This window comes from Gottfriedia luciferensis, assembly GCF_001712755.1.
Taxonomy (GTDB): Bacteria; Bacillota; Bacilli; order Bacillales; family Bacillaceae_G; genus Gottfriedia; species Gottfriedia luciferensis_B.
This window is the reverse complement of the sequence record NZ_MDKC01000037.1, coordinates 82,758-95,054: the sequence shown is the minus strand read 5'-3', so window position 1 is coordinate 95,054 and position 12,297 is coordinate 82,758. Positions and strand designations below refer to the sequence as shown.

The 12,297-nt window shown below is 30.3% G+C and carries 11 protein-coding genes; 2 read left to right on the top strand and 9 right to left on the bottom strand.

Going from position 1 to position 12,297, the window contains the following annotated elements; translation table 11 throughout:
• Positions 1–156: 156 nt before the first annotated feature.
• The 4 genes from nrdE to BED47_RS22190 form a co-directional block, all read right to left on the bottom strand.
• Positions 157–2,241, bottom strand: a complete 2,085-nt coding sequence (nrdE, locus tag BED47_RS22205; RefSeq protein ID WP_069035507.1) for a class 1b ribonucleoside-diphosphate reductase subunit alpha — start codon at positions 2,239–2,241, stop codon at positions 157–159.
• Positions 2,228–2,587 (bottom strand): class Ib ribonucleoside-diphosphate reductase assembly flavoprotein NrdI, encoded by a 360-nt coding sequence (gene nrdI / locus BED47_RS22200; RefSeq protein ID WP_069035506.1) that lies wholly within the window; start codon positions 2,585–2,587, stop codon positions 2,228–2,230. The genes nrdE and nrdI overlap by 14 nt, the downstream gene beginning before the upstream one ends.
• Before the next feature lie 358 nt (positions 2,588–2,945).
• Positions 2,946–3,140, bottom strand: a complete 195-nt coding sequence (locus BED47_RS22195) for a hypothetical protein (RefSeq protein ID WP_069035505.1) — start codon at positions 3,138–3,140, stop codon at positions 2,946–2,948.
• Between the two features lie 92 nt (positions 3,141–3,232).
• Entirely contained in the window at positions 3,233–3,541 is a 309-nt protein-coding gene (locus tag BED47_RS22190; RefSeq protein WP_069035504.1) for a spore germination protein GerW family protein, read from the bottom strand.
• Positions 3,542–3,716: 175 nt separating this feature from the next.
• Between BED47_RS22190 and BED47_RS22185 the strand changes: the two genes are divergently transcribed.
• On the top strand, positions 3,717–3,902 hold the full coding sequence (locus BED47_RS22185; protein ID WP_069035503.1) for a YkvS family protein: 186 nt from the start codon (positions 3,717–3,719) through the stop codon (positions 3,900–3,902).
• Positions 3,903–4,116: 214 nt separating this feature from the next.
• Here the strand turns inward: BED47_RS22185 and BED47_RS24265 are convergent, their stop codons facing one another.
• Complete coding sequence (locus tag BED47_RS24265) at positions 4,117–4,227, bottom strand: DUF6254 family protein (RefSeq protein WP_235832784.1); 111 nt, start codon at positions 4,225–4,227, stop codon at positions 4,117–4,119.
• A 217-nt stretch (positions 4,228–4,444) separates the two neighbouring features.
• Between BED47_RS24265 and BED47_RS22180 the strand changes: the two genes are divergently transcribed.
• Positions 4,445–7,522 (top strand): efflux RND transporter permease subunit, encoded by a 3,078-nt coding sequence (locus tag BED47_RS22180; protein WP_069035502.1) that lies wholly within the window; start codon positions 4,445–4,447, stop codon positions 7,520–7,522.
• A 131-nt stretch (positions 7,523–7,653) separates the two neighbouring features.
• Here the strand turns inward: BED47_RS22180 and BED47_RS22175 are convergent, their stop codons facing one another.
• The 4 genes from BED47_RS22175 to mtnB all read right to left on the bottom strand — a co-directional run bounded on the left by BED47_RS22175 (position 7,654) and on the right by mtnB (position 11,918).
• On the bottom strand, positions 7,654–9,348 hold the full coding sequence (locus tag BED47_RS22175) for a M3 family oligoendopeptidase (protein WP_069035501.1): 1,695 nt from the start codon (positions 9,346–9,348) through the stop codon (positions 7,654–7,656).
• Positions 9,349–10,106: 758 nt separating this feature from the next.
• On the bottom strand, positions 10,107–10,553 hold the full coding sequence (locus BED47_RS22170) for a MarR family winged helix-turn-helix transcriptional regulator (RefSeq protein ID WP_025671754.1): 447 nt from the start codon (positions 10,551–10,553) through the stop codon (positions 10,107–10,109).
• 74 nt (positions 10,554–10,627) lie between these two features.
• Complete coding sequence (locus BED47_RS22165) at positions 10,628–10,819, bottom strand: aspartyl-phosphate phosphatase Spo0E family protein (RefSeq protein WP_025671755.1); 192 nt, start codon at positions 10,817–10,819, stop codon at positions 10,628–10,630.
• Between the two features lie 463 nt (positions 10,820–11,282).
• Positions 11,283–11,918 (bottom strand): methylthioribulose 1-phosphate dehydratase, encoded by a 636-nt coding sequence (gene mtnB / locus BED47_RS22160; RefSeq protein ID WP_069035500.1) that lies wholly within the window; start codon positions 11,916–11,918, stop codon positions 11,283–11,285.
• Between the last annotated feature and the right edge of the window lie 379 nt (positions 11,919–12,297).

The following is a 12,297-nucleotide window of genomic DNA, read 5'->3' as shown; positions in this document are numbered from 1 at the left end:
TATTTCCCCCTAATCATAAAGAAAGCTCGATGATATAGAACAATATGCATAATGCATTCTATATTCGAGCTTTTCATTTTAGATCATTAAGTAATTTATTTTAGATTTCAATTTAGACTATTGAACTCCTTCTATACTAAAGTCCAATACTACTTTTTATACTGAACAACTAATACATTCTTCAACACTTAATTTACGAGTACGTGTGTAATATAAACTCTTTAATCCTTTTTTATTAGCATAAATATAGTATCTAGCAAGCTCTCGCGTTGAGATATCACTGTTTACATAAAGGATTGTACTAATACCTTGATCGACATGTTGCTGAATTTCAGCAATTAAGTCGATTAACTTAAATTGGTTAATATCATAAGCTGATTTATAATACCAGAAACTATTTTTTGATAAATATGGCATCGGATAATAAGTTGTTGAATTTGCGTACGTTCTAGATTCAATCACATTTACAATCGGCATCACCGATGAAGTAGCATTTTGAATGTAGCTAATCGATTGTGTAGGCGCGATTGCTAAACGATAGCTGTTATATAATCCATACGCTTGTACTTGCTTACTTAATGTAACCCAGTCAAATTCATTCGGGATATAGATCCCATTAAATAATTCATTTACCTTATCTGTTTTAGGTTCAAATGATTTTGAAGTATACTTTTCAAAATAAGTACCTTTAGCATATTCACTCTTTTCAAAATCCTTAAATGTTTTACCAGTTTCTTTAGCGATTAGCATACTTTTTTCAATAGAATAAAAGTTTACCATCATAAAGAATGTATTCGCAAAATCTTTAGCCTCAACACTTTCATATGAAATTCCATTTTTCGCTAAAAATCCATGCAAATTCATTGCACCTAGACCAACCGAATGAAGTTCTTCATTTGCCTTTTTCACTGTAGGTGCATTCTCTATTTCCGTCATATCTGTTACAGCTGTTAATGCCTCAATTCCAACATGTACAGATTCTCTGATCGCTTTATTTTCCATTACGTTTACGATATTTAATGATCCTAAATTACAATTGACATCACGTTTGATTTGATCTTCTTCACCATAGTTATTGATGACTGATGTTTCTTGTAGTTGAAAAATTTCTGTACACAAATTAGACATTTTAATTTCGCCAATATCCTTTAATGCATGTTGCTTATTAGCATTACTTTTATACATTAAATATGGATAACCAGATTCTAACTGAATCGCAGCAATTTTTACTAAAAGATCACGTGCACTTAAATCTAGTTTTTTCTTTTTAACTCGCTCATTATTTAATAATTCTTCATATCTTTCATCTATATCAAAATCATCTAAATGAATTCCATATTCTTTATACACTGTATATGGTGCGAATACATAGAATGGTTCATTTTTTTCTGCTAGTTCAAAGAATTTATTTGGAACAATTAAACCGATTGATAGTGATTGAATTCTACTCTTCTCATCGGCATTGATTTTTTTTGTATCAAGAAATTCAACTACGTCCCAGTGGAAAATATTTAAATATGATGCACCAGCACCTTTACGTTGTCCAAGCTGGTTAGCATATGAAAATGAATCTTCTAATAGCTTCATAACAGGAACAACACCACTTGCAGCGTTATCAATTTCTTTAATTTGCTCTCCACGTGCTCTAAGTTTTGATAGATTTAGTGCAACACCACCGCCGATTTTTGACAATTGCATTGCTGTATTAATTTGAAATCCTATTGAATTTAAACTATCGTCCATTTCTAATAAGAAACATGACACCAATTCGCCTCTTCTACTTCTTCCAGCATTTAAGAAAGTTGGAGTAGCAGGCTGATAGTTTTGTTGAATCATCATTTTTGCTAATTTCAATGCTTTTTCAATATTGCCTCTTCCTAAATATAGTGCAACGATCGCAATTCGATCTTCATAACCTTCTAAGTAATTCTTTCCATCATTTGTTTTTAATGCGTAATCTTTAAAGAACTTTGATGCGGCCATATATGATTGAAAAGTGAAACCTGCATTGTATACTAACTCATATAATTTTTCTATTTCATCAAAGGAGTAATCCATCTCAACATTATAATAGTAGTTTTCTTGAATCATATAGTTTAAGCGTTCTTTTAAAGAAGAAAACTGAATCTTTTTATCTTCAACTTCTTTTAAGAAACAAAGAAGCGCTTCTTTATCTTTTGCGAGATCAAAAAAACCATCTTTTTTAATCGTCAATTCATTATTCAGCTCAATATGTCTCAAGCTTTTCCACTCCCTCAATAAAATATTGTACATCTCGACTTGTCCCTGACAGTTCAAACTTTGATAACACTGGAACTTGATAGTCTGATGCTATTTTATCTGCACTTGCTGCAAAAGAATCTCCCCAGTTTTTATTACCACTTGCACTGACTGCTTTTAAATACTTCGAATTACTCTTCAAAAAAGTACTTACGTTTTCAGGTACGTTACCAAATCCTGTAGTATAGGTTACGAGAATATACGGTACTTCAATTTTTAGTCCATCTTTTATTTGGATTGACGGCATTCTAACTTTATTGACAAATCGCTTAACATTGCCAGTCATTGAACTGTAAACTATCACCATATTATCACCCTCGTTAATATGTAAGAATATTGAAAATACTTATATTATATACCTACATATTGTATTACCTTTTTAGAACAAACACAACATATAGGTACTGAATTTAAAAAATAAACATTTCGACAATATGTCTCGAAATAAAACAATATATGAAATTTAACAAATTATGGAGAAGAGTGCAATAAAGTGTAAAACGATTTTTTTGTCAAATGAGGTCATAACATTTTCACAAAAAAAGTACTCATTAACACCTTGCGAAATAAGAAAAAAAGCTAAAAAAACTTTTTTTTTTCGCAAACTTTTAATGAGTACACGATTAAAATAATATTATTTTGACTTTAGAATTTAATAAAAACAGTTAACTTCTCGCTTCTTCTAAGTAAGTATAAATTACATGGCCTCCATGCTGAGCGATTCCACGGAAGTGCTTAAAGTCATCTCGATTAACGATTATTTGTCTAAATGCTAAAAAATCATCTTTTGTAACGCTAATTTCTGAAATCTCACCTTTAACTAACTGATCAATCAAATTGATAAATTCATTTTGTTCCATATAATCACCCTTTATTATTTTGATCGTTTTTTTGATTGCTACAAGAAATAAACTTCAATCCTAACATTAACAAAGAATGTACTTAATGGAAACTAAATCGTTACATCAAGAATTTTTTCTGTAACAGCTAAATTCATATTTTTATTATTTACTAAAATCACTTCACTTTTCCCATCTTTTAAAACTAAAAATGCTTTAGGAATTACTTCTATTCCTGTTCCAATACTCGCAAACTCGTATGATGAATGAGCTTCGCCTAGCGCTAAAATCATTTCAAAAAATGGTACTAAAATAATGTTTTCAAAAAATAAAATCGGATCACCTATAAGCGTATTACTACTAACCAAATTTTTAATTTCATTTGAAATTTCTACTTCAAACTCATCAAACCATTCTTTCAACAAACTAACCTCCTGAAAGTACTACAACCATTTTTGCCTTTCAAAAGGTTTTTAAACATAATTTCTTATGAAAAAAGACAAAATTGTAAAAAAATTTAAATTTTCTCTTTACCTTTAAACCGTTTTCATGCATTATAGAAGGTGTCAAGTCAAAACTTTGTTAGGAGATACGCTCATGAAAATTGCAGAAGCAGGAAATATCATTGAGTTTAAACAGGGGTTGAAAGGTAGAGTACAAAAAGTTAATAAAAATTCTGTCATTGTTGACATATCCATAATGGAAAACTTCAGAGATTTAGAAATGGAACCGCTAACAGTCGTAAACCATAAAAATTATAAAATAGTAAGAACAGCAGAATAGTTTAAAAATAGTAGATTCTGCTTATATTCATATTTTAAAAGGTTCGAACTACATAGATTTCGATTCTATTAAAATTTCATTAGAATTTTTTACCAAATCAGTCTCAGGTCCCGTGTATATCACGGGACTTTTTTTTATGATTACAAATGAAAATGTGATAAGTGATCTTCACGAAAAAAATCTTGTACCATTCACTCTTTAGTAAAGGAGATGGCTATTTTGTTTCTTTGTCCAATTCTTTAAACGATTTTACTTTATCATGTGGCTGATGGTTCGACTTTCTTTCATTCCAAAATCGTTCCTTTTCTTTTTTTGATTTTGTCATTTTCACACCTCCTAAAATTAATCAATTTCTTGCCATCTTATCATTTCACAAAAAATGAAAATCTATGTTAATTATTTTTAGAAGGATTAAGCAAGAAAATCGTATAAAGTTTTAAGAGCTTTATCTTGAATGAGAGAAAAAACGCCATCAAAAGATTGAAAATTCACACTATACATATTTATCACTTTATCACTATCTATGGAAAGGAAGGTAGTTAATGAACTTTTTAACTAAATTTAGTTTAAAAAACTCTGTAGCAATATTTATTATTTCGTTTTTATTAATATTTGGAGGATTATATTCTTATTCAAAATTAAAAGTTGAAGAGCTTCCAAATATCGAATTTCCAGCAATCTCTGTTCAAGTTGTTTATCCTGGTACAGCACCAGATGATATAAATGAGCAGATTACAACAAAACTTGAAAATTCATTTAAATCAATCGAAGGTATAAAGACACTTTCAAGTTCTTCTTTTGAAAGCGTTTCTGTTATTAATTTAGAATTTCCATTTAATACGGATATGGATAAAGTTGAACAACAAATAAATACAACATTAAAGGATGCTGGATTACCTGAAAATGTAACAACAACGGTAGACCGTTTTTCGTTTGGATCATTCCCTATTTATTATCTCTCTATGTTTTCAAAAGATGGTTCAAATATCGAAAAAACTTTAAATGACGAAATCGTACCAGCTTTAAATAAAATTGAAGGTGTAAACAGCGTTTCGATAGGTGGAGGAAAAACTACTTCCCTATTAATCGAAGTTGATAAGCAAAAAGTTGCAAATTTTGGGCTTTCTTTATCAAGTATAAAAGATCAAATTAATGCAAAATTCCTATCCTTCCCTGCTGGAAAAATAACTGATGGCGATATTAAAATTCCAATTCGGGTCGAAGAAAAATTAGATACACTGCAAAAACTAAAGGATTTAGAATTACAGCCTGCATCTTTTACTTCTACCGCGCAAAATCAAAATGCTCAAACTCCGAAAGTTTCATTAGGAGAAATCGCTAAAATTGAATCAGTAGATTCGAAAGATGAATTAATTCGTTATAACGAAAATGATGCTATTTCAATGGCAATAACGAAGAAGCAAGATGCAAATACAGTTGAAGTAGCTGACAAAGTAATTAACGTATTAGATAAGTACAAAAATGAAATTTCATATAAAGTGGGTTATAGTTCTGCTGAAGGCGTAAATTCATCCGTTGAATCTTTAATTAAAGAAGGTTTATTAGGCGCATTATTCGCCTCTTTAGCAGTATTGATTTTCTTACGTAATTTCAGAGCTACATTTATTGCTATTATATCGATACCTTTATCATTATTAATTACATCGATTTTCTTGCTTAAATTAGATATAACATTAAATATTATGACCCTAGGTGGTATGGCAGTTGCAGTAGGGCGCGTAGTGGACGATAGTATCGTTGTAATTGAAAATATTTTCCGAAGAATACGTAAATCAAAAGAAGGCATTTCAAATAATTTAATTTTATCTTCAACAAAAGAAATATTAAAAGCAGTCACATCTTCTACTATTACTACAATTGTCGTTTTCTTACCTTTAGGTGTTGTAGGTGGATTTACTAGTAAAATATTCCTACCATTTGCTTTAACAATTGTTTTTTCTTTACTTGCTTCATTGTTAGTTTCGATTACGATCGTTCCAATTTTAGGTCGCTATGCATTTAAAAAAGTACCACCTGAAGAAAAAGAAGAAAAAATTCAAGTTTGGTATGGTAAAGTGATTAAAAAATCATTAAATCGCAAATGGATTATCATTATACTAGCTGTTGTATTACTTGCAGGTTCTTTCTCTTTAGTAGGTAGACTTGGTTTTACATTTATTCCAAATGAATCTTCACGATCAATCATTGCTTCATTAGAACTGCCATCCTCTACATCATTAGAAAAAACAAATGAAGTTTCATTAAAAATGGAAAAGATGTTCTTAAATATGAAACAAGTGAAAGAAGTTTCTACTGGTGTTGGTAGCCGTGACTTTATGACTGGCCTAAAAACTGAGAATAAAGCTAGTTATTTTATTAATTTAAAACAAAGTGCAGATGTTGATCAATTTATTAAAGATACAAAAAGTAAAATGGAGAAAGTAGCAGCTTCAGAAGTTCAAGGTGCTAAAGTAGGATTACAAGAAAACTCTTCTGGTGGTCCACCATCAAATAATAATGTTGACATCAATTTATATTCTAATAACTTAGTTGCACTTCAAGAAAGTGCAAAAAAAGTTGAAGATTATATGAAAAAGAATGATCACTTAAAATATGTTACGAATAATTTCTCTGAAAAACAAAAACAAGTTATTGTTTCAGTTGATGAGAAAAAAGTATCTGAAAACGGTCTATCCGCTGGCATGATCTTAGGTTTAGTTGCAGACCAAACAAATCCTGTCAATATGGGAACATTAAAAATCGATGGTAAAGACCAAAATGTGCAATTAACTTATAATAAAGAACTCCAATCCGTAGAGGATATTAAAAATATTAAATTGCTTGGTAAATTAGGACCAATTAAATTATCAGATGTAGCCGAAGTTAAAGCCGTTGAAACATATTCTGCCATTCAAAAATTAGATGGCAAAGTATTTGCGAAGGTTTCTGCTCAAATAAAAGGAAAAGACATTGCAAAAGTAACAAATGAAGTAATCAATGATGTGAAAAAAGATGTAGACTTACCATCTGATGTAACTTTAAAAGGTGGCGGCGGTAGTGATGATACTACACAAACATTTAAAGACTTAGGTGTTGCGATGGGAGTTGCAATCGGATTAGTTTATTTAACGATGTTAATTACTTTTGGAAAAGCTCGAATTCCATTTATTATTTTATCAGCATTGGTATTTGTACCAATCGGTTCATTCGTTGCACTATTCCTAGCAGGCGAACCGCTTTCAATTAGTGTAATGATTGGTTTACTAATGTTAATTGGGATTGTGACAACAAATGCAATCGTACTAGTCGATCGAATTGGCCAAAATATAGAACAAAAAAGATTACCTCTTCGCCAAGCGATTATCGAGGGAGGTAAAACACGTCTAAGACCTATATTAATGACCGCATTTGCGACAATAGCTGCTTTATTACCTTTAGCATTAACAAAGTCTAGTGGTACACTTATTTCGAAAGGATTAGCTATAACAGTAATTGGTGGTTTAACTTCATCGACCTTATTAACACTAGTATTTATTCCGGTTGTATATGAATTGTTCTTTACCAAAAGAACAAAAAAGCATACTAATTCTGAGGAAACTGCTAAAGTAGTTAATAATTAATTTGAAGAGAAAGGTTAATCCTTTCTCTTTTTGCTTTCATCTTTAATTGTCCTTTATCGGGCTAAGAATCCTTTCCTCTTCATTTCTAGCCAAAATAAAAACTCCGACTTTTAAAAAGTCGGAGTAAATCCTTATAAATTTTGATCGTTAACTCCTGCTAGCCATTTTCTAACAGGTTCTAGTGTTTGTTCAATACAGCCATCATTAAATGGAGATTCAAGTTTAGCCTCTTTTACTAAGCCTAAAAATGATTTACTTCCCCCTAATTGGCAAAGTCCAACATAATCGGACCACGCTGAATTTCGGTCTTCATGCATTTTATTCCAAAATTGTAATGCACAAATTTGAGCTAATGTATAGTCAATATAATAGAATGGTGATTGGTAAATATGCCCTTGTCTTTGCCATAAACCACCCTTTTCTAAATAACTATTTCCATCATTTGCTCGATGAGGTAAATACTTTTCTTCAATGCTCTTCCAAAGTCCGTGACGTTCCTCAGGTGTTAGGTCTGGATTTGCGTAGATTTCATGTTGGAATTCATCTACTGCCACACCATAACTAATAAATGTAATTGCACTACTTAAATGTGTAAAATAATATTTTTGCGTATCTTCCTTAAAGAATTCTTCTTGCCAAGGCCATGTGAAAAATTCCATACTCATTGAATGAATCTCACACGCCTCAAAAGTTGGCCAGTTATACTCAGGTGTTTCAAATTTACGACTTTCATAAACCTGGAATGCATGACCAGCTTCATGTGTTAATACGTCAATGTCACCAGATGTTCCATTGAAATTCGAGAAAATAAAAGGAGCTTTATAGTTTGGAATATAAGTACAATATCCCCCACCTTGTTTTCCTTCCTTTGCAACTAAGTCTAGTAAATTTTCTTTTAACATAAAATTGAAAAATTCACTTGTTTCATTCGATAATTCATCATACATTTTTTTACCATTCTCAATAATCCATTCAGGATTACCTTTTGGTGTTGCATTACCAGTTACAAATTCGAATTTATCGTCATAGTAATAAAGTTGTTCTACACCGATTCGATTTGCTTGTCGTTCTCTTAATTCGGTAGCAATTGGAACAATTGTTTCAAGAACTTGCTCTCTAAACTTCTTAACATCATTTGCATCGTAATCCGTTCTCATCATACGAGCATATCCTAGTTCAATAAAGTTTGAGAAACCAAGTTTGTTTGCAATACGAGTTCGGATTTTTACTAATTTATCGTAAATCTCATCAAATTTATCTTGATTCTCCGAGAAGTATCCAAAGTATGTATCGTAAGCTGTCTTTCTAACCTCTCGATCTTTATCCTCAAAATGTGCTGAAATTTGTGCTAACGTTTTCACTTCACCATAAAACGGAAGTTTAGCAGCCGCTACTAACTTAGCGTATTCAGTCGTTAGTTTATTTTCTTCCTGTAAATCCGGAATTACTTCTTCACTTAGAATTTTCACTTCACATTCAGCTAAAGCAAATAATTGCTGGCCATATTTTTCTTCAAGTTGCTCTCTAAACGGAGAACCGATTAATGCTTTATAATATTGTTGCCCATATGATTGAACAATTGGAGTGTTCTCATCAAAAAATGCTTGCTCATCCTCATAAAACTTATCGTTTGTATCAACTGAATGGCGAACTGCACATAAATTTTCCATTGTTGAAAATTCATTTCTTAAATCATTGATTTCATTCATTGCTAATTCTTGTTCATAGACCGTTGAAGCATCATAAAAATTTTGTAGTGAACGTTTAAACTGTTCTCCAAAGTTCTTAATATTTGGTCTAGAATACTGGTAATCTTGAAAACCCATGTTAATCCCTCCATTTTTTGTGATATTGCTATTATATATAAAATCTTCCTGTAAAAAAACCTAAATCTAAATAAATTTCTGAAAATTTAAAAATTATTCACTTAGAATCTACCAATATAATTGCAGAGATACTAGTTTTTACTAGATAAATAGTTGTTTAATAAAAAATTTAAATTTGAAAATAAAAAAGCTCCGTCACATAAGAGCTTTTTAAGAGTGTTGGAAATGGTGAATAGAGAAAACGGAGATTATATGATCATTATTGATGATTAAATTTACATTTTAAGATAATCTATTAGAATTATTAAATGTTAATATGTTCGAGCAATTTTATTTTTCCAACAAACACTAGGAAAGATTTTTTTCAGAAGTTAAAAATATAATCTAGTTTTTTGAATAACAAGTTCATTTGATTGGTTTATAAAAAAAAGTTCGTTCTAAATTGACCTATAAAATGGTTTAAAAAACAATTCTTATGTTTAAGTTACTCTAAGTAAAGGCTACTTGATTAGGTTTTTATTGTAGACTTTTTTTGATGAATAAGTTGATTGGAATGGAGGGATGCTCGACTCCTATGGGATTAGCGGGAAGGATGAGACCCCACAGGCTTGCCGAGGAGGCTCAGGTCTCGCCCCATGGAAAGCGAGCATCCTGTAATGGAAATCAACCTCATTAAACCTCCTTTTACGAAAATTCGGTAATTAATAGAAAAGATAGTTTTTAACAACGTAAAAAAAGCCCCATCAAATGAGAGCTTTTTAGTTAGACCCATGGTATCCAATTTTCTTCAATAAGTGAATTAAGAAATTTTTTTCTTCATTAGATAGATCACTCATTTGCTCATGTAAAAATTCTTCGTGCATTGGAAATATTTCTTCCATCAGTTTATTTCCACTTTCAGTTATTTCTGCATAAATTACACGACGATCTGCACTACAAGGATTTCGATAAACTAGACCTTTTTTTTCAAGTTTATCTACAACATAAGTAATACTACCACTAGCAATTAATATTTTTTCTCCAATATGTTGAAGTGGTTGATTTCCTTTATGATACAAGAGCTCAAGCACTGCAAATTCAGTTGGATTTAAATTAAAACTGGCAATTGATTTGTTTGCAGAATCATTTATCTTTCTATGAGCTCGCGATAAAACAATAAATAGCTTTAAAGATAGCTCTATATCTTTTCTATTTGTCTCTTCCATAATAAAACCCCTTCAATTTCTTTTACATAACTCATTCTATATTATTATTGTACACTTATTAATCAAACTTAAGATTATTTCAATGAAAATGACTTATTTAATTCCGATAGCAATTTTTTTTGGTATGAAATAATTAACTCGTCCAATTCTTGACTGGCCTTTAAGGTTAAATGTTCGTTTAGCCCTTTAGTTTCCGCAAAAAATACCATTTCTTCCCTTTTTAATGAAATAGATAATAATAAACGGCTGAGTTGATATTCATTCATTAGACTGATTCCCTTCTACAGGATGTTTTTTAACAAACCTTTTTCATTCATAATCGAATTAATTTCTATTATTCATTCTATCTAAATTATTTAAAATAGATACAATATGAAACCTACTAAGCAAAATTACCTAGTAGGTTTATTTTTTTTATGAAATAGCGCTTTTTTCTATCGTTCTTACTTATAAATTAGACGACTTTTTATTAAATCCTGCTTAAAATAATTAATTTTGATTTAAGTGAGTTTCTATCGGTATCTTTTATCTAAAGTTTTTTAAACGTAGCTTTGTACAAATAGTAATGATCACTTTCTTTCTATACAGTATACTCTAAAAAAATTTTATTTAGCAAAACCAACTAGAAATGATCACTTTTAAAAAATAGTATATTTTTATTATAAAATAAAAAAGCTAAAATGTAATGGAATTTATTTACCACTACTATTTTAGCTTTTTTTCTTCTATTTAGTTGCCTGCTTTTATTTTATGACCTTGAATCATCATTAGTTTTACTTTATAACTTATTAAAAATTCAATTCCTTCTAGCCACTTTTTCGTTTCTAGTGGACTTCTTCCCCAAACTGTAATCCCGTGATTTCTAACAAGAACAGCCCCAAAATCCTTTGTTAAAAATGGAGTATATGCACGTTTAAAAGTTTCCATGTCTTGTGCATTCTCAATGATTGGAACTATTATTTTATTTTCAAAATAAGAACTTGTTAATATATGAACCATTTCATTATTTTCAAGTTCTACCTGCCCTTCATCACCAAATAGTTCAGAAATAACATTATTATCTACAGTATGTACATGGAGCACACAAGTAGCAGATGTTTTTTCGTAAATATTTGCATGAACCAATGTTTCAAGTGATGGCTTTAATACCGTATCAAATACTGGTTCACCAAGATTATTAACTACTATAAATTCTTCATCACAGCGTGCTCTCTTATCCTTCTCATCCGCTGTTACAAGAAATAATAATGGATCATCTGAAATTTTCATAGACAAATTTCCACTCGTACCATAAAACCAATCTCTTTTAGCCAAATCACATTTAATATTCGCAAGCTTTTTCCACTGTTCTAAAAATAAACTCATATTTACACCTCCACTTATTTAGACTATCTATTTGGACACCGTTAAAAATTCAAACTATTCATACTATTTAATAAAATTATGTCATGTGTCGGTCTTCATTGTCAATAGTTCTAAGTAAATGAACAATCATCAATTTTCTACAACATTTATCCATTTTTGATAGTAATTAATGATTTAATACTTTTTTTACATCCTGATTTGACAGCACACCTATTTTATTACACAAATAAGTGAAAAATAAAACTTTTTTACTCATATTGCTTTTCCTTTCTTTCCCTAGGGAAACTTTTTTGTATTTAGTAAATCATATGTCTTTTTATAAAAAAGGTGATGAAAATCTACTATAAAATCTGGCAAGTTTCAGTTAGACGAAATCACT

Excerpts from the sequence above, each read along its gene's own strand:
- BED47_RS22185 (WP_069035503.1), top strand. The coding sequence starts at position 3,717 with ATGAAAATTGCAGAAGCAGGAAATATCATTGAGTTTAAACAGGGGTTG.
- BED47_RS22170 (WP_025671754.1), bottom strand. The coding sequence starts at position 10,553 with ATGGAAGAGACAAATAGAAAAGATATAGAGCTATCTTTAAAGCTATTT.
- BED47_RS22175 (WP_069035501.1), bottom strand. The coding sequence starts at position 9,348 with ATGGGTTTTCAAGATTACCAGTATTCTAGACCAAATATTAAGAACTTT.
- BED47_RS22195 (WP_069035505.1), bottom strand. The coding sequence starts at position 3,140 with ATGGAACAAAATGAATTTATCAATTTGATTGATCAGTTAGTTAAAGGT.
- BED47_RS22165 (WP_025671755.1), bottom strand. The coding sequence starts at position 10,819 with ATGAATGAATATCAACTCAGCCGTTTATTATTATCTATTTCATTAAAA.
- BED47_RS24265 (WP_235832784.1), bottom strand. The coding sequence starts at position 4,227 with ATGACAAAATCAAAAAAAGAAAAGGAACGATTTTGGAATGAAAGAAAG.
- mtnB (WP_069035500.1), bottom strand. The coding sequence starts at position 11,918 with ATGAGTTTATTTTTAGAACAGTGGAAAAAGCTTGCGAATATTAAATGT.
- BED47_RS22180 (WP_069035502.1), top strand. The coding sequence starts at position 4,445 with ATGAACTTTTTAACTAAATTTAGTTTAAAAAACTCTGTAGCAATATTT.
- nrdI (WP_069035506.1), bottom strand. The coding sequence starts at position 2,587 with ATGGTGATAGTTTACAGTTCAATGACTGGCAATGTTAAGCGATTTGTC.